Annotated in this window: 15 protein-coding genes; 6 read left to right on the forward strand and 9 right to left on the reverse strand. The window is 69.7% G+C overall.

The window, feature by feature from the left end; all coding sequences use genetic code 11:
- Positions 1-7 precede the first annotated feature (7 nt).
- The 4 genes from ACH49X_RS25665 to ACH49X_RS25680 all read left to right on the forward strand — a co-directional run bounded on the left by ACH49X_RS25665 (position 8) and on the right by ACH49X_RS25680 (position 3,204).
- Entirely contained in the window at positions 8-874 is an 867-nt protein-coding gene (locus ACH49X_RS25665) for a carbohydrate ABC transporter permease (RefSeq protein WP_195081492.1), read from the forward strand.
- Positions 864-1,685: a carbohydrate ABC transporter permease gene (locus ACH49X_RS25670; protein ID WP_195081491.1), complete on the forward strand. Its 822-nt coding sequence runs from the start codon at positions 864-866 to the stop codon at positions 1,683-1,685. Before ACH49X_RS25665 ends, ACH49X_RS25670 begins: the two co-directional genes overlap by 11 nt.
- Positions 1,682-2,956 carry a sugar ABC transporter substrate-binding protein gene (locus ACH49X_RS25675; RefSeq protein ID WP_195081490.1) on the forward strand — a complete coding sequence of 425 codons (1,275 nt, stop codon included), beginning with the start codon at positions 1,682-1,684 and terminating at the stop codon, positions 2,954-2,956. The genes ACH49X_RS25670 and ACH49X_RS25675 overlap by 4 nt, the downstream gene beginning before the upstream one ends.
- A 98-nt stretch (positions 2,957-3,054) precedes the next feature.
- Positions 3,055-3,204 carry a hypothetical protein gene (locus ACH49X_RS25680; RefSeq protein ID WP_195081489.1) on the forward strand — a complete coding sequence of 50 codons (150 nt, stop codon included), beginning with the start codon at positions 3,055-3,057 and terminating at the stop codon, positions 3,202-3,204.
- Between the two features lie 167 nt (positions 3,205-3,371).
- Here the strand turns inward: ACH49X_RS25680 and ACH49X_RS25685 are convergent, their stop codons facing one another.
- The 5 genes from ACH49X_RS25685 to aztB form a co-directional block, all read right to left on the reverse strand.
- Positions 3,372-5,216 (reverse strand): hypothetical protein, encoded by a 1,845-nt coding sequence (locus ACH49X_RS25685; RefSeq protein ID WP_357206451.1) that lies wholly within the window; start codon positions 5,214-5,216, stop codon positions 3,372-3,374.
- Between the two features lie 59 nt (positions 5,217-5,275).
- Positions 5,276-5,956 carry a hypothetical protein gene (locus ACH49X_RS25690; RefSeq protein ID WP_195081488.1) on the reverse strand — a complete coding sequence of 227 codons (681 nt, stop codon included), beginning with the start codon at positions 5,954-5,956 and terminating at the stop codon, positions 5,276-5,278.
- Between the two features lie 103 nt (positions 5,957-6,059).
- On the reverse strand, positions 6,060-7,214 hold the full coding sequence (aztD, locus tag ACH49X_RS25695; protein ID WP_357206453.1) for a zinc metallochaperone AztD: 1,155 nt from the start codon (positions 7,212-7,214) through the stop codon (positions 6,060-6,062).
- A 35-nt stretch (positions 7,215-7,249) separates the two neighbouring features.
- The gene (gene aztC, locus ACH49X_RS25700; RefSeq protein WP_195081486.1) at positions 7,250-8,164 is read right to left on the reverse strand and encodes a zinc ABC transporter substrate-binding protein AztC; all 915 of its coding nucleotides are present in this window, start codon (positions 8,162-8,164) and stop codon (positions 7,250-7,252) included.
- On the reverse strand, positions 8,161-10,167 hold the full coding sequence (aztB, locus tag ACH49X_RS25705) for a zinc ABC transporter permease AztB (RefSeq protein WP_195081485.1): 2,007 nt from the start codon (positions 10,165-10,167) through the stop codon (positions 8,161-8,163). The genes aztC and aztB overlap by 4 nt, the downstream gene beginning before the upstream one ends.
- A gap of 55 nt (positions 10,168-10,222) precedes the next feature.
- On the opposite strand from aztB, the gene aztA reads away from it, so the two are divergent.
- The gene (aztA, locus tag ACH49X_RS25710; protein WP_323124294.1) at positions 10,223-10,918 is read left to right on the forward strand and encodes a zinc ABC transporter ATP-binding protein AztA; all 696 of its coding nucleotides are present in this window, start codon (positions 10,223-10,225) and stop codon (positions 10,916-10,918) included.
- On the opposite strand, the gene ACH49X_RS25715 is transcribed toward aztA, so the two are convergent.
- Positions 10,915-12,114 carry an MCE family protein gene (locus tag ACH49X_RS25715; protein ID WP_323124293.1) on the reverse strand — a complete coding sequence of 400 codons (1,200 nt, stop codon included), beginning with the start codon at positions 12,112-12,114 and terminating at the stop codon, positions 10,915-10,917. The two genes, aztA and ACH49X_RS25715, sit on opposite strands and share 4 nt — an antisense overlap.
- Before the next feature lie 171 nt (positions 12,115-12,285).
- On the opposite strand from ACH49X_RS25715, the gene ACH49X_RS25720 reads away from it, so the two are divergent.
- Positions 12,286-13,650, forward strand: a complete 1,365-nt coding sequence (locus ACH49X_RS25720; RefSeq protein ID WP_357206455.1) for a cytochrome P450 — start codon at positions 12,286-12,288, stop codon at positions 13,648-13,650.
- Between the two features lie 55 nt (positions 13,651-13,705).
- Here the strand turns inward: ACH49X_RS25720 and ACH49X_RS25725 are convergent, their stop codons facing one another.
- Genes ACH49X_RS25725 through ACH49X_RS25735 form a run of 3 tightly spaced genes read right to left on the reverse strand, consistent with a single transcriptional unit; the run spans position 13,706 to position 17,701 of the window.
- Complete coding sequence (locus tag ACH49X_RS25725) at positions 13,706-14,932, reverse strand: cytochrome P450 (RefSeq protein WP_357106057.1); 1,227 nt, start codon at positions 14,930-14,932, stop codon at positions 13,706-13,708.
- A 32-nt stretch (positions 14,933-14,964) separates the two neighbouring features.
- The gene (locus ACH49X_RS25730; RefSeq protein ID WP_357206457.1) at positions 14,965-16,089 is read right to left on the reverse strand and encodes a dihydrodipicolinate reductase; all 1,125 of its coding nucleotides are present in this window, start codon (positions 16,087-16,089) and stop codon (positions 14,965-14,967) included.
- Position 16,090: 1 nt separating this feature from the next.
- Positions 16,091-17,701 (reverse strand): acyl-CoA synthetase, encoded by a 1,611-nt coding sequence (locus tag ACH49X_RS25735; RefSeq protein ID WP_195081480.1) that lies wholly within the window; start codon positions 17,699-17,701, stop codon positions 16,091-16,093.
- Positions 17,702-17,703: the final 2 nt, after the last annotated feature.

The raw sequence follows: 17,703 nt of genomic DNA on the forward strand, positions 1-17,703 counted from the left end.
GCAGCACATGAACCGGCGTGGGGCTCGTCGCGGCGTGACGAGCTATGTTCTCTTGCTGCCGAGCCTGATCGGCGTCGGCGCGTTCCTCGTGCTGCCGATTCTGGTGGTGGCCTGGCTCAGTCTGCACAGCTGGAACCTGTTGGGACCGATGGAGTTCGTCGGGCTGCGCAACTGGCGGTCGGTGCTCGGCGATGCCGCCTTCGGCCACGCCATGCTGGTGACGCTGGCGTTGACCGCGATCGTGGTGCCCGCGCAGACGGTGCTGGGTTTCGCGGTCGCGGCGTTGCTGGCCCGGCGGCGCGGCGCGACGAGCCTGCGGGTCATGTACGCGTTGCCGTGGATGTGCGCGCCGGTGGCGGTCGGCGTGGTCTGGCAGTGGATGTTCGCTCCCACCGGCGGCGCCGTGAACGCCGCGCTCGGCAGGCGCGTCGAATGGCTGTCGGACCCGGCGCTGGCGCTGCCGTCGGTGGCCGCGGTGAGCGTGTGGGCGAACTTCGGATACGTGGCGCTGTTCTTCGTGGCCGGGATCCGCGCGATTCCGAGCGAGATCCTCGACGCCGGAGCGCTGGACGGCGCCACGGGCTGGCGACGGATCCGCTGGCTGATCCTGCCGCTGCTGCGCCCGACGATGTTCTTCGTACTGGTCACCGGTGTGCTGACCGCGTTCCAGACCTTCGACACCGTGTACGCGCTGACCAGAGGCGGACCGGGCGACCGCACCGATGTGCTCGCGATGCGGATCTTCACCGAAGCGTTCGACGCCGCGCGTCCCGGTCGCGCCGCCGTCATGGCGCTCGTGGTGTTCGCGGTGATGTTCGCGATCACCGTGGCGCAGCACCGCTACTTCCGGGATCGGACCACGTATGAGATCTGATCGGCTGCGTTCGGCGGCGGCCTACGCGGTGCTCTCGGCCGGAGCGCTGCTGACCGTGGCGCCCCTGCTGCTCAGCGCGCTCACCGCCGTGAAGACACCCGGGCAGTTCGCCACCGGGTCACCGCTGGCCCTCCCCCATCCGGTCACCGCGGACAATTTCCGGACCGTGCTCGACTACGGGTTCGGGCGTGCGGTGCTGGTGACCGCGCTGATGACGGTGTTCGTCACCGGGGGGCAATTGGTCACGTCGGTGCTGGCGGCGTACGCCTTCGCGCGCACCGAATTCCCGGGCCGCGACGCGCTGTTCTGGGTGTATCTGGGCACCATGATGGTGCCGCCGATGGTGACCCTGATCCCGCTGTATCTGATGTTCGCGCGGCTGGAGTTGCTGAACACGTTCTGGGCGCTGGTGCTGCCGTTCGTGTTCGGATCGCCGTACGCGATCTTCCTGCTGCGCCAGTACTTTCGCGCGATTCCGCAGGAGCTGATCGGCGCGGCGCGCCTGGACGGCGCGAACACCCTCGACATCATCGTGCACGTCATGGTGCCGATGAGCAGGCCGGTGCTGGCGACCTTGACGCTCATCACGATCGTCTCGCAGTGGAACAACTTCATGTGGCCGCTGGTCGCCGGCAGCGGGCGCTCGTGGCAGGTGCTGACGGTGGCGACGGCGAATCTGCAGACCCGCTACAACGCGCAGTGGACCCTGGTGATGGCGGCCACGACGCTGGCCATCGCGCCGCTGGTGGTGCTGTTCGTGATCTGCCAGCGGCAGGTGCTGCGCTCGATCGCGTGGACGGGAGTCAAATGAGGACCTCGACCCGCGTGGCGCTCGCCCTCGCGCTCGCTTCGGCACTGCTGGTCGCGGCGGCCCTGTGGCTCGGCCGCGACGTCGACGGGTCCGGCCGCACCGTGGTGGGTTTGCGGATCTGGGACGAGAGTCTCGTGCCCGCCTACCGCGCCTCGCTCGCGGAGTTCGAACGGGCGAATCCGGACGTCGCGGTGCGGATCACGGTGGTGCCGTGGTCGTCCTACCAGCAGAAATTGCGCTTGGACGTGGCCGGTGGCACCGCCGACGATCTGTTCTTGACCAATCTGTACGAGGACTACGCCGACGCGGGCCGGTTGCTCGACATCGGGGCGACGCTGGGTCCCGATGCCGCGACAGCGTGGGACCCCTCGGCGGTCGCGCAGTACACCCGCGCCGGGAAGCTGTGGGCCGTCCCGCAATTCGTCGATGCAGGCACCGCGGTGTACTACAACCGCGCCCTGCTCGCTGCCGCGCACATCGATCCCACCGAGCTGAACACGGCGCGGTGGAGTCCGAGTGGCGAGGACACCTTGCGCCCGTTGCTGCGCGGGCTGGCGGCGGTCGCGCCGTACGCGTACAACGCCGGTCACGACTTCCAGTCCATCGAGCTGCCGTATCTGGGCTCGAACGGAGCCCGCTTCCAGAACGACGACGGTCACTTCGTCTTCGACAGCCCGCAGGGCGTCACCGCGTTCGACTATGTGGTGCGGTTGATCGCCGATGGGCTCGCGCCATCGCCCGCGGACACCAACGCCAATCCCGATTTCGCGAAAAATGCTTTCCTACAAGGAAAACTGGCGCTGTTGCAGTCCGGGACGTTCACTCTCGCGCAGATCGCAGCACAGGCCCGCTTCGAATGGGGCGTCGCTCTGCTGCCCGCGGGCCCGGCGGGGCGGGTGAGCACGAACAACGCGATCGGCGTCGCCGGTAACGCGGCCACCCGGCATCCGGAGGCGGTGCGCCGGGTGCTGGCCTGGCTCGGCAGCGGCGCGGGCAATCGCCACCTGGCCGAGGGCGGCGCCACCATCCCGGCGGTTGTCTCCGAACAGCAGCGCTACCGCGATTACTGGGCCGGGAAGGGAGTGGACGTCTCCCCGTTCTTCGACGTCCTGCGCGGCCCGCGGATCTCATCCGGTGGCGGCCCCGGCTTTTCGGCCGCGCTGCGCGCCGTCGACCCGATCCTCGCCGAGATGTATCTGGGCCGGATTCCGGTGCCGGAGGCGCTGTCGCGCGCCCGCGCCGCGGCCGAGACCGTCGTCGCGTTGAACTGAGCGAGCGCTCACGCGCCGACCGCGGCGGCCAGCCGGAGCAGCTGCCGCAGCGGACTGATCCGCTCGATCTCCATCCGCTGATCGGCGTCGAAGATGTCGTGAGCCCCGGCGCAGGACCGTGGGTGCCGGTCTGCGGCAGGGTGAGCGCGCTGAAGGGCCAGCCGGAGCCGAAGACGATGTGCTCGCGCGCGGTGACGGCGAGCACGCTCGCCATCGCGGCGGCCGATCCGCTCAGCGCGGTGTCGTAGTAGAAGTTCGCGATCTGACGCTGCGTGTCGAGGCGACGCGGCGAACCGCGCCGAGGCGGCTTCGACTCGGCTCCGCACGGGACCGCTTCGGAATCAGGCGGATCGGTCCGCAAGCCGATCGGTCAGCCCGAATGAATCGACCCACGGGCTTGCCGGGGGGCGGCGGCTCAGTTGTCGTACGACGCGACGCCGACCGGTCCGACGCCGACGCACAGGTCGAGCCCCGGGGTACCGGCGGAGATCCGCAGTGCCGACCCACTACCTATGAGTCGCACGAACACCGTGTTCAGCCCCTTCCGCACCGGCGCCGACACTGGTTCGCCGTGTTCCATGGCGACGCTCACCACCCCGTCACGACCGGCCACGTAGTTGAGTTGCGCGGTCCACTTGTTCGCGAGCATGGGGCCGTCGAGGCGCAGGAGCGTCGACCGGGTTCCGTCGACGCGGTAGCCGCAGCCGGGCTCCGGTCCGGGCAGGATGGACCGGTTCCACCAGACGGCCGCGTCGACGATCGCACCGTCGTCGGTGATCATGCGCAGGTGCGGTGTCGAAGCCGCGAACGTGCCGGGGGCGGCTACGGAGGCCAGCACGCTGCTGGTCAGATTCTGGGGATAGGCCATCGGATTCAAGACGTTCCACGGCACTTCCTGCTCGAGCAGGGGCGCGCCGTCCCACGCGCGCAGCGCCGACCTCACGTTCGTGATGTACGTCTCGGACGGGCCTGCCCGCCAAGATCGCACGAACGTCCAGGTGGACCAGAGGCTGCTCACGACGAACACCGCCGTCACCACCACCGCGAGCGGCCGGACCGGAAGCGCCATGCGCGGCCGCCCGCGGGACGGCCGGGGACGAGCCCGCAGCATGAGCGCGCCCGCGGCCGCCGCGACCACCGCCAGGTCGGCGAAGTAGCGCAGCGACTGCATCACCTCCGCCGCGGTGTTCGGCCCGCCACGAGCCAGCGCCACGGCCAGCTGTGCGATCACGACGTAGGCCGCCGCCGTCAGCCACACCGCTGCGATCCGCTGCCGGGCGCGCATGGTCAGCGCCACCGCCGCGGCGAGCGCCAGCCAAGCCGCGACCACCGCCCAGCCCGGGGGATCGGCCCACGGCGTCGACGGCAGCCACCGCTCCCACACCCACGGCCCGCCGGACAGCGCGGGCACGATCCCCAGCGAAGCGGCGGTGGGCAGCAGGTCGCGCAACTCGTTCCAATCGTCGGGCAGACCCGGGCCGTCGACCACCGCGAGATACGCGATGGACCAGAAGCCGAGCACGGCGGCCGATCCGATCCACAGCGCCGCACCCCGCCGCGCCACCGCACCGATCGGGGCCGCGTCGCCGTCGACGTGGCGGGCCAGCGCGGCGGCGGCGAAGGCGACGAACGGCACGACCGCCGATTTCTCGAAGAACAGCAGCGCCACCACCAGCACCGCGATCCCCGACACCGCGTACCGGCGACGACCGGTGCGCACGAGCAGCACCGCGTCCCCGATCACCCACGCGAGGGCGAATTGCAGCGGCAGCGCGTTCAAGGCGGCGGCCCACCAGGCGAACGCCGGGATGGTCAACGGGCACAACAGGTAGAACACCAGCGGAATCAGGATGGGCAGGCGCGGGCCCGCCAACAGCAGCAGCATACGGACCACGGCGGCCGACGCCGCGAGCTGCATGATCAGCAGCGCCACCACCGGACCGGCCCAGACCAGCGGCGCCACCGCGTTCACCGCCCACGCCGTGACGAAGGCCAGCGGCATGAAATGCCCGTCGTGGTCGTACAGCAGCAGATCGGTGGACCACGGTCCGTAGCGGGCCGCCCGGCCGACCAGTATGAAATCGTCCCAGTAGAAGAACCCGCTGCCTGCCACCCAGCAGCGGATCGCCAGCTGCACCACGACCAGGCACCCGGCCGCGAGGACCACCGGCCGCAGCTGCGCGATCCTGGAGAACCGGCCCCACGCCGACGCCGGGGAGACGCGCGCGGACCCTGGCGGCACGAGCACAGCGGTGTCCATGCCATCCCACCGTAGCGGCGGTCGGGCCGCGGATTCACGCCTCGGCGACTACGAGGCGTTCACGTGCCGTTCCGCCAATAGGACAGCTCGCCCGACGGCACGACCTCCTCCACGTCCAGTTCCGCATCGTCGCGCAATGCCTCGATCAGCGCGGCGCTGCCCGCTACGCCGGTCCAGGGCACATCGATCTCGGTCGCCACGAACCAGGCCCGGTCGGCGGGCCAGATGAGATTCGGGCTGTTGATCGTCCGCGACCAGCCCGGAACCAGGTCCGCGGCCCCCCACTGTCCTGCCTCGTCGAGCGGCCCACGGAACAGCAGATAGTCCCGGGCGGGAATGCGCACCCGCGGCCCATCGATCACTTCTGGCGGGAAGGCCGGTCCGACGGTGGGCGCGGAGGCGAGATCCGCTTCCCCGTCCACGCGGAACGCCACCGCGACCGACGAGCCGCCGTAGATATCGCCGAAGCCCTCCCAGAGCCCGAAATAGCACTCATCCGGCGTCGCGGTGTGCCCGGCGAGGATGCCGCACAGTCGCCGCAGCGTCTCGACGTCGAGGTCGCCCTCGTAGTTGAGCAGGATGCCGGGATCGGACGAATCCTCCTCGGGCGCGATCGGATGGAACAGCCGGGCATACCTGGCGAATCCACTCGGTCCGATCGAACACAGTTGCGTCCACGGATCGTCGCCCTTGGTGAACCACTCGGCCTTCGAAACGTCCGGCTCGTGTCGCAGCGGCATCGTGTCAACCTAACCCGTCGCGACGCGATTCCTCGCACGAATATCGTCGGCGTTCGCGTGGCAGCGCCTGCGAACGCCGGCCGAGGTCCGGCTGGGCGCGCACTCAGTGCCCGGCCACGCCGCTCACTTCGTTCGGCGTGTCCGGCAGCGTGACGCTCGCCGTCTTCGCTCCGGTGTTCAGGTCCACGCGGTGCAGCTGCTTCGCGCCGGGGTCGGAGATGTAGGCGATGTCGCCGCGGACGAACAGCGCGGGTCGCGGCTTCTGCCATTCCAGCGGCTCTTGCCAGGAACCAGTGACGGGGATGGTCCGCACGACGGCCCCCGCGACGGGATCGATGACGTGAATGCGGCCGTCGGTGCCCAGCACCAGGGCTTCGCCGCGCGGGCCGCGAGCCAGCGAGCGGAAGGTGTAGCTGGTACCCAGATCGACCAGGCGCAACGTGCCGGTGACCGTGTCGATCAGCGAAACCCGCTGCGGGCGTTCCAGTTCGGCGTCCCTGTCCTGCTTGTAGTCACCGAGGACGACCGGCGACTCTGCGCTGCCCGCCTGGTTGCCGATGCGGCCGTACTCGGTCGGGCTGGTGACTTTTCTGATCACGCCGTCGCGGTAGACGAGCACACCGTTCTCGCAGCCGATCACCACGGCCTCGCCCGCGGCGGTCGCCTCGCCGTGCACACCGGGGCAGTCCTCGTTGCGCGCCTTCTCGGCGCGGTCGCGGTCGAGCACCACGATGCCGGTCCGCTTCTCCTCGGTGCCGAGCGTGACGACGAGTTCGCCGTTGGCGAGTTCGATCGCGACGCCGTGGTGCGGGGCGGCCGCGCGATAGGTCGCGGTCTCGGGCGCGCCATCGGCGAGATCGGCCGAGTCGAACGCGACGACTTCGCCGGTGCCGTCGCTGAACAGCACGGTCCGTCCGGCGTGCCGGACCACGTGCCCTGGATGCGGGCCGGGGAACTGCACATCGGTGAATTTCGCCGCGCGAGCGTCGAAGACGCGGAAACCCGCGTTCGTCGAGACGATCAGGTGGCGGTCGTCGCCGGCGGGATTGAGCCGGTTGAAGCCGTCCAGTTCGACCGTGCCCGCGAGTTCGAGGGTGGCGCCGTCCAGTACGTGGATGCCGCCGTCGTAGGTGATCGCCACGGGATCGGCGATTCGCGGGGCGTCGCGTTCGGCGGTAGTGCCGGCCCAGCAACCGGCGAGCACCAAGGTCAGCAGACCGATCAGGGCGGTCGATTTCGTGGTTGACCGAACGGGCATGAGCTACTCCGTCTTTCGTTCTGGTGTTCGGGGTACTAAGGGGCGAGGCCGCGCACGATCGACTCGGTGTTGGCCCGCATCATTTCCAGGTAGGTGCCCGCGCCGCCGCCGGGTTCGGTGAGCGATTCCGAAAACAGGGAGATCACCCGCACGTGCACGCCCGCCTGTTCGGCGAGCACACGGGCCAATCGGTCGGGTTGCGAGGAGTCGGCGAAGATCGCGCTCACTCCTGCGACCCGGATGGCTCCGGCGAGGGCGGACAGATCCGACGGGCTCGGTGAGGCGAGCGTGGTCCCGCCGGGGATCACGGCGCCGACCACCTCGAAGCCGAATCGCTCTGCGAGATAACCGAAGACGTGATGGTTGGTGACCAGCTTCCTCCGCTCGACGGGAATCGTCGCGAACCGCTCGGTCATCCAACGGTCGAGCCCGTCGAGTTCGGTCAGGTAGCGGTCGGCTCCGGCGCGTACGGCCGCGGCGTCGACGCCGTCGACCCGCTCGACGATCCGGTCCCGGATGACTTCCACCGCCTTGCGCACCCGGCGCGGGTCGGTCCAGAAGTGTGGATCCGGCCCGCCGTCCGCTTCGTCCGCGGAGTAGTCGATCGGATCGATCGCCGCGCCGACGGCCACCGCCGCCACCCCGGATTTCTCGGCCGCCTCGACGTTGCGCAGCACGCTTTCCTCGAGGCCGAGACCGTTGTAGACGATCAGGTTCGCGCGTTCGAGCCGGGCCGCCTGCTGGGCGGAGAGGGCGAACAAGTGCGGGTCCGCGTTGGGCTGCATGAGCACGGTGACCTCGACCGCGTCGCCCGCGACGGCGCGGGTGAGATCGCCGAGGATGTTGGTGGTGACCACGATTCCGCCGCGATCGGCGTCGGCATTCGAGCATGCGGTCAGGCTGAGCAGGGCGACGGCGACCAGCGCGCACCACCGGGCGACTCGTCTCATCGGCCGGTCTCCACCATCGTCGTGGGCGCGATGTCGAGGCGGAAGGTGCGCGCGGTGCGCAGGTTGTCGGTGTAGTCGATCTCGTGGATGACCCGCGCCGCGGGATCGTTGACGTAGGCGCGATGCTCGTCGACGAGGATCACCGGCGCGGGTGCGCCGTCGCGCACCGGCGCGGTGAGCTGTCGCGCCGCGGCGGACTCCCGGCCGGACCCGACGTCGTAACTGTGCAGAAGACCGTCCGCGGTGAGGACCAGCAGTGCCGCGTCCTCCCCCGCCGTGTTCGCCGCCACCACCGGACCGGTGTCCACGGCGGTCCAGGTCTTGCGCCGCACGTCGAGCACCCACACGCCGCGCCGGCCCGCCTCGGCCACCAGCGTCGCGCTGCCCGGACGATGGAAGAACTCGATCGCGCGATCGTCTTCGGAGCTGCCGGGCGGATAGGGGATCTTCTCGCCGGTGAAGACCGCGTCGCGGGCCCTCACCACCAAAGCGCCGTCGGCGCAACCGAAGACGACACCGCGCCTGGTCACCGCGGAGCCGCGCGGGCGTGGACACGGCTGCGCGAGAACCCCTGCGGGCGCGTTGTCTCGGGTGCGCACTTCGATCCGGTCACCGGTGGGCGCGGCCACCAGCAGGCGCTCGGCGTACGGCACCGCGGCCGCGTCCGCGATCACGCCGTGCACCTGCCGCGAGCCGCTGCCCAGCGCGGACCGGTTGAGCAGCGTGGTGCCACCGGCTTCGGCGATCAGTGCCGTCACCGCGCCCTCGGCGTGCGCGGCCGACAGCGGACCGCCGGCGACGGCGCCCAGATCGCGCACCGGTGCGCGGTAGTAGTGCACGTGGTCGCCGTGGTCGACCGTCCACGTGCCCGCGTCCACGATCCGCACGCCGTCGCGGGCGGGCAAGAAGGCGAAGCGCCCGTCGGCGGTCAGGCGGCCCGCGCCTTCCGCCCGCCCGAGGTCGACGACCTCCTCGGTGATGAGGTCGACCACCCGCACGGCGCCGGTCGCCGCGTCTGCCACGACCAGCCGTGGCTGGGCCTCATCGGCCTCTTGCGCGCCGGCCACGTATCCGTGCGGCGTCGTCTCCACAGGATCGATGGAATCCTCTGTCGTGCAACCGATCAGGGGTGTGATCGCGGACAGGGCCAGCAGGACGGCCAGCGGTTGCGGCGGCACGCGCCGGCCTCGAATCCGATCACGCAACCGGGACGACAACGCCGAGACGAAGAACAGCGCGACGGCCGTCGCCGCGATGGTCGCCCCAGCGGCGGTGCGCGCGTGCCAGGAGATCAGCAGCCCGGCGAAGGTGGCCACCGCGCCGAGCGCCGCGGCGGTGAGCATGATCGACGGAATGCGATGCGTCCAGTAGACGGCCGCCGCGGGCGGCGCGATCAGCAGACCGAAAACCAGCAGGGTTCCGACGATATGGAAGGACGCGACGATCGCCAGAGTCACCAGAGCCACCAGCGCCACGTTCGCCAGACGTGGCCGCAAACCCAGGGTGTGCGCCTTGCGCGGATCGAAGGTGAGTGCCACGAACGCCCGGTGGCCCAGCACGGCGAGCACCGCCGCGAGCACCGTGGCCGCGACCAGATACCACAGGTCACGCTCGCCGACGGCGAGCACGTCACCGAAGAGGAAGCCGGTGAGGTCGACCGCGAACGAGGGCGAGCGCGACACGATGATCACGCCCGCCGACAGCATTCCGACGAACAGCAACCCGATGCCGATGTCCGCGGCGAAGCGCGTGCTGCGGCCGAGCACCGATACGCCGACGGCCATCGCCGCCGCGCTGAATGCCGCGCCGAGCAGCGGATTCCCGCCCAGCAGCGCGGCGATCGCGATGCCGGGCAGCATGCCGTGCGCCATCGCCTCGCTGAGAAACGCCATGCCGCGCACCACCACCCAGGTCCCCGCCAGCGCGCACAGGCACGACACGAGCAATCCGCCCCACAGCGCCCGCTGCACGAACGACACCTCGAACGGGGCCAACCACTCCATGACGCAGCACTCTACAATGATAACGGTTTTCATTTCAATGAGTGATCGGAGTCTCATGCCGTCAGCTGTCCATGTCGCCGCGGTGACGGCCGGTTACCGGGGACATCCGGTGCTGCGCGAGGTCACCGCCACGATCCCGGGCGGCCAGGTGACCGCCCTCGTCGGGCCCAACGGCTCCGGCAAATCCACCCTGCTCGGCGTCTTGGCGGGTGTCATCGCACCCACCGCGGGAACCGTGCGCAGGGAACATCTGCGGCGACCGGCATTCGTGGTGCAGCACAGCGCCGTTCCCGCCACCCTGCCGATCACCGTCGGCGAAACGGTCGCCATGGGGCGCTGGGCGCGGCGCGGCGCATGGCGGCGTCTCACCCGCCAGGATCGCGCCATCGTGCGCGCGTGCCTGGACCGCATGGCCATCGCCGACCTAGCGGAGCGCCGGCTCGACAGCCTCTCCGGCGGCCAGCGCCAACGCGCGCTGCTCGCCCAGGCACTGGCCCAGGAGTCCGACCTGCTCCTGCTCGACGAACCCACCACCGGCTTGGACGCGGCCGCGCAGCGGGAGATCTCCGACGCCATCCGCCTGGTCGGAGCCCACGGGGTGACGGTCGTGCACGCGACACACCGGCGCGAAGACGCCCTGCGCGCCGACCACTGCCTGCTGCTGCGAGACGGCCGGGTCGCCGATCACGGCACTCCGCACACCGTCCTACGTGAGCACACTTCCGAACCGGAAGCAGCGGCCGTCGACTAGCGCGGCACTCCCGGCATGCCGGCGAAAAGGATTTGAAACACCTTGGGGGCGTTGGGCACGACCGTCATGGACGGAGTGAACGGCGCGCCTTCGTTGGTGTCGGTGACCACATAATCGGCGTGACTATCGGGAACCCGGTCGAGAATCCCGTCGCAGCGCGGCCCGCCGGTCGCGTTCACCTTCGGCAGGTCGCCGGGATATTCATAGGGCTGCGCGCCATACATGAAACTCGCGTTGAAGATGGCCCCGGGTTTGTTCCCGCCGATAATGGCTTCCGCCGCGGGAAGAGCCTTCGCGATGCCGGTGACCACGCAAAACAGCACGGGCGAATAGGTATCGAGCAGCGAGCCCGTTGGTCGCAGGGTCTCCAGCGCGGCGGTGAGTCCTTGCTCGTTGTCCGTCAGCGCCGACCGGGTGGTGTCGGCCAAACCGATGAGATTGAGCAGCACGGCATCCAGATCGTCCGCGCCGCGGGCGAGCGTCCCACTGGTCGCGGTGGCGTCGGCGGCCGTGCGCAGCAGGTCGGGGGCGGTGTCGGCGTAGAGTCCGGTGACCCGCCCTGCGGACGACAGATCGCGCCGCAGCGCGGGCAGGCTCGGGTTGATCTGCCGCAGGTAGTCGTCGGCGCGAGCGAGCAGATCGCCCAACCGCTCGCCACGTCCCCGCAGCGCGGTGTCCAACGCGGCCAGCGTGGCGTTGAGTTCACCCGGTTCGACCTTCGCCAGCACCTCGCTCAGACGCTGGAACAGCGTGTTGTATTCGACGGTGACGGATTCGGCCCGGATCGTCGCGCCCGGGCGCAGCGGCGTCGGCGACGGAGCGCTCGGCACCACGAAATTCACGTATTTGGCGCCGAATACGGTGGTCGAACGGATATCCACCGTGGCGTTGGCGGGCACCAGCCGCAGCAGCTCGGGATCGAGCGCGAGGCGCAGACGCGCCCGGTCGCCGCGGAACTCGACGGCGCTCACCGTGCCGAGTTCCACGCCGCGCATCCGCACCTTGGCATCGGTGTCGAGCACCAGGCCGGAGCGGGGCGTCTCCACGGTGACGGCCACCGTCGAGCGGAAGCGCCCGGCGTACATCGCCGCGGCGACCGCGACCACCGCGACGACGAGCAGGATCAACGCCGCTCCGGCGATTTTCAACCGCAGTAACCGCCATGTCACCAGCATGGCTCGGCTGCCGAACCTCATCTCGAAACCACCGATCACTTCTCGTCGCGGGCTGTGCGCAGACGGCGGCACACCTGTGGCCGCACAGGCGACGGTCACGGTCGGCGTCTTGCCGGAGGCTCGCTAACCGTAGTACTGTCCAGACACGTGTCCATCATAAAACTCGGACACTTATCTGGGGAAGGATTTCCAATGACTCTGGTGAAACCACGCCGGGTATCCGGAGGCGAACACGAGCACGGTCATCTGGAGGAGTTCCGCGTCGATCCGATCGGGCTGATGCGCCGGGTCCGCGCGGAATGCGGTGACGTCGGCTCGTTCGATCTGGCCGGGCGCCAGGTCATCCTGCTGTCGGGCGCGGAGGCCAACGAATTCTTCTTCCGCGCAGGCGACGACGATCTGGACCAGGCCGCCGCCTACCCCTTCATGAAGCCGATCTTCGGCGAGGGCGTCGTCTTCGACGCCAGTCCGGAACGCCGCAAGGAGATGCTGCACAACCAGGCGCTGCGCGCCGAGCACATGCGCGGGCACGCCGCCACCATCGCCCGCGAGGTGGAACGGATGCTGGCGCGCTGGGGCGAGGAGGGCGAGATCGACCTGCTCGACTTCTTCGCCGAACTGACCATCTACACCTCCTCGGCGTGCCTGATCGGCGTGAAGTTCCGCAACGACCTCGACGACCGCTTCGCCCACCTCTACCACGACCTGGAACGCGGCACCGACGCGCTGGCCTACGTCGACCCCTACGCGCCCATCGAGAGTTTCCGCCGCCGCGACCAGGCGCGGGCCGAGCTCGTCGAACTGGTGCAGGCGATCATGGATCGGCGGGCCGCCGACCCGCCGACCGGCAAGGACGACCGGGACATGCTTGACGTGCTCATCTCGATCCCCGGCGAGGACGGCGCACCGCGCTTCAGCGCCAGCGAGATCACCGGCATCTTCATCTCCATGATGTTCGCCGGCCATCACACCACCTCCGGCACGGCGGCCTGGACGATCATCGAACTGCTGCGCCACCCCGAGGTGCTCGACCGGGTCGTCGCCGAACTCGACGAACTCTACGCCGACGGCTCGGACATCAGCTTCGGCGCGCTGCGCCAGATCCCGGTACTGGAATCCGTGCTCAAGGAGACGCTGCGCCTGCACCCGCCGCTGATCATCCTGATGCGGGTGGCGCGCGGCGAATTCGACGTCTGCGGTCATCGCATCGAACCCGGCGATCACGTCGCTGCCACTCCCGCCATCTCCAACCGCATCCCGGAGGACTTCCCCGATCCGGACACGTTCGATCCCGGCCGCTACATCGATCCCAACCAGGCCGACCTCGTCAACCGCTGGACCTGGATTCCGTTCGGCGCGGGCCGCCACCGCTGCGTCGGCGCGGCGTTCGCGCTGATGCAGCTGAAGGCGATCTTCTCGCTGCTGCTGCGGGACTGGGAATTCGAGATGACCCAGCCGCCGGACAGCTACCGCAACGACCACTCCAAGATGGTCGTGCAGCTCGCGCAGCCATGCACCGTCCGTTACCGCAGGCGCCGCAAGGACGGCGACAGCTGACCGGCCGGACACGCGGCGGGCTCCCCGTCGGGTGACGGGGAGCCCGCGCCCGGCGCTATTCGTAGCGCACCCGCCAGCTCTTGATGCCGTTGATCCACCCCGACCGCAGCCGCACCGGCTCGGATTCCTGGCGCAGGCCGGGCATCGCGTCGGCGATGGCGTTGAACATCAGATCGATCTCCAGCCGGGCGAGGTTCGCGCCGACGCAATAATGCGTGCCGGTGCCGCCGAAACCCACGTGCGGGTTCGGGTCGCGCAGCACGTCGAAGGTGAACGGATCCGCGAACCCGTCCTCGTCGAAATTGGCCGAGCTGTAGAACAATCCGAGCCGCTGTCCCTGCCGGATCCGCTGCCCGCCCAGTTCCAGGTCTTCCGTCGCGGTGCGCTGAAAGGCGGTCACCGGGGTCGCCCACCGCACGATCTCGTCGGGCGCGGTGCGCGGACGCTGCTGCCGGTAGAGCTCCCACTGCTCGGGCCGGTCGACGAACGCCTTCATGCCGTGGGTGATGGCATTGCGAGTGGTCTCGTTGCCCGCCACGGCGAGCAGGATGACGAAGAAGCCGAATTCGTCGGAGCCGAGCGCCTCACCGTCGACGTCGGCGTGCACCAGCTCGCTGACGATGTCGCCCACCGGGCACGCGCGGCGCTGCTCGGCCATGTTCCAGGCGTAACCGAGGATCTCGGCCGATGCCATCGCGGGATCGCCGTACTCGGGATCGTCGTAGTTGAGCATCTGGTTGGACCAGTCGAACAACTTGCGCCGATCCTCCTGCGGCACCCCGATCAGCTCGGCGATGGCCTGCAACGGCAGCTCGCACGCGACCTGCTCGACGAAGTCGCCGCCGCCGGACTTCTTGGCCTCGTGCACGATCCGCGCGGCGCGTTCGGTCAGCGCCGCCCGCAGGCTCTCCACCGCACGCGGGGTGAACCCCTTGGCGATGATCCGCCGGATCTTGGAGTGCTTGGGCGGGTCCATGTTCACCAGCAGAGCGCCGGTGAGCGCCATCTGCTCCGGGGTGATGTCGCCGGGCAGGCGGATGATGGCCCCTTTCCGCTCGGAGGAGAACAGCTCGGGATGTCTGGAGATCTCCTTGATGTCGGCGAGCTTGCTGACCACCCAGTAGCCGCCGTCGCGGAAACCACCGGAGGTCTCGTCGGATTGCGCGTTCCACCACACCGGGGCGGTGCGGCGCAGCTGCGCGAATTCCTGTACCGGACTTCGGTTCTCCCACAGCGCCGGGTCGGTGAAATCGAATCCGACGGGTAATGCCGGTGCTGCCATTGCTACCTCCTGGATGAAAACGTGCGAGCCGGTCAGCGCGAAGGACGACGCGCGACGCCGGTATCCGCCGCGGCGGGCGAAGCGCAGGCCGCGTCGCCGCCGGTTCCGCGCAGCCATGCGGCGGCGCGACCGGCGACGAGCGGCAGGTCGAGATAGGTCCGCACGCCGGGCTCGGCGGCGACCACGTAGGGGATCGAGTTCACGCAGTGCATGGCCGTGGCCACGATGCCGAGGTTGCGCACCAGACCGGCGGCGGCGCTGTGCGCGTGCATGCCGGTGAACGTCACCGTCGCGCCGGGATCACCCACGACCTCGACCTCGTATCGCTCCCCCGCCGGCCCGAAGGTCCACGGTGGATCGAGGTGCTCGGTGCCCATGAACCAATTCACCGCGGCCGTGATCACCGGAGCGCCGCGAACGGTCCCTTCCCAGCGGAAGCGCTGCGCGGCGACACGCCCCGGCGCGATCGGTCCGATGGGGGAATCGATCGGCGCGGTGGCCACCGCCATGTCGTGCGTCACCCGCAACCGCTCGTCGAGCGCGATGCCGAGCGCTTCGGCGATCATCCACACCGACTGGCTGTAGCCGCCTGCGAGCACGTTCGCCATGACGCTGGTCGCGGCCTGTTCCGGCGTGGCGCCGAACAGCATCCAGTCCCGGACCACCTCTGGCGCGCCGTAGGCGCGGATATCGGAGAACTCTTCGGCGCGCACCGCGGTGATCGAGCCCGACAGCGCCGATACCACCAGCGGGATCTTCTCGGTGATGCCGCCCGGATGTATCCCGGTACCGTGCAAGGTGACTCCGGCCGCACGGCACAGCTCGTCGTAGCGTTGCCGCTCCGCGCGGCGCGGATGGAACCAGCCCAGCGGTGTGACGACGTTCTTGCCGGACCGCAGAATCGCGCGCATCGTCTCCGGGGCGGCCGTGAAGGGGCTGTAGAGCACGCAGTCGGCCTGCGTGGCGAGCAAGCGGTCGGCGTCGGTGCTCGCGCGCACCCCGATCGGCGCGCGGCCGACGAGTTCGCCCAGGTCCATGCCGTCCTTGTCCGCGCTGTGCACCCAGGCTCCGGCCAGTTCCAGCTCCGGATGGTCGAGAATGCCCTCGATGGCGGCCCGCCCGACTCCGCCGGTGGCCCATTGGATCACCCGGATCATGTCAGTCCGCCTTGTGGTCGGGCCCGCGCGCGGCGACGTACTGCTTGGCCCACCGGTAGTCGGGTTTGCCGCTGGGCGCCCGCACGATGGCGTCGGCGACCCAGATCTGTTTGGGCACTTTGTATCCGGCCAGGAAGCGGCGCACGTGCGCCTGCAGTTCCGTGAACTCCACCGGCCCGGGGCCGGACAACGACACCACCGCCGCGACCTGATGCCCCCAGCGTTCGTGCGGCACGCCGATCACCACCGCGTCGAAGATCGCGTCGTGGGCCTTCACCACGCTTTCGACCTCTTCGACGAACACCTTCTCGCCGCCGGTGTTGATCACCATGTTGCCGCGGCCGATCAGCGTGATCGACCCGTCGGCCTCGGCGCGGGCCCGGTCGTCGGTGACGACCATGCGCACGCCGTCGACGGTCTTGAACAGCCGCTCGGTCTTGCCGGGGTCCTTGTAGTAGCCGATCGGCACGTTGCCGGTCTTGGCCAGCCAGCCTTCCGAGCCGGGCGCGACGGGGCGGCCGTCGTCGTCCACCACGACCGCGCCGCGACCGGTCTGCACGCGGGGGCCGCGTGCCGGATCATCGTCCTTCTGGGCGAAACCGATGCCGCCGAACCCGGTTTCCGACGATCCGATGGAGTCCGAGACGACCGCCCACGAGAACATCTCCAGCAGCGTGTTCTTCACCGGCTGCGACAGCAGCGCGGCGCCGGAGGCGATCGCCAGCAGCGAGGAGGCGTCCACCGGCTCGCTGCGGTACGCCTCGATCAAGGGTCTGGCCATGGCGTCGCCGGTGATCACCATGACCTGCGGGCGTTGCTCGGCGACGGTCCGCCAGACGCGGGCGGCGTCGAAGCGGGATTCGAAGATCACCGTGTTGCCCGACCACAGCGCGGTGAAGGTCGGCATCATGGCGGCGGCGTGGATCAGCGGCGGCAGCACCAGCCAGGCGCTCGGATCCGCCTGAGCGCCGGTGCGGGACTGCTGGAACTCGTCGGCGACCGGCTCGCCGGTGTAGAAGTCGATGCCGCCGCCGAGCACGCGCCACATGTCCTCTTGCCGCCACATGACGCCTTTCGGCATGCCGGTCGTCCCGCCGGTGTACATCATGAACAGGTCGTCGGCGCTGCGTTCGACGATCGGACGGTCTGTCGCCGCGGCGGCGAGGGCCGACTCGTACTGCGTCGCCGCGGCATCGTCCGCTTCCGGCGTGAACTCGTCGGCGACGCGGATCGTGTGCCGCAACCCCGGCGTGCGCTGCCGGGCCTCCTGGACGGCTTCGCTGTAACAGCAGTGGTGCACGAGCACCTCGAGGTCGGCGTTGTCGTAGACGTAGGCCAGTTCCGCGACGCCGTACCGGTAATTGATGTTGATCGGCACGGCGGCGAGTTTGAAGCACGCGATCAGCGTCTCCATCGTCTCGACGCTGTTGTGCATCTGGAAACCCACGTGCGTCCCGGCGCCGACGCCGATACTCGCCAGATGGTGCGCGAGCCGATTGGCGCGGACGTCGAGCTCACGGTAGGTCACGCGGCGGCCGGACCGGACGAGAGCCACCCGCTCGGGCATGGCGTCCACGGAGTGCTCGAAGAGGTCGGCGAAGTTGTTGGCCATGT

The organism is Nocardia sp. NPDC019323 (assembly GCF_044389845.1).
Classification (GTDB): Bacteria; Actinomycetota; Actinomycetes; order Mycobacteriales; family Mycobacteriaceae; genus Nocardia; species Nocardia implantans.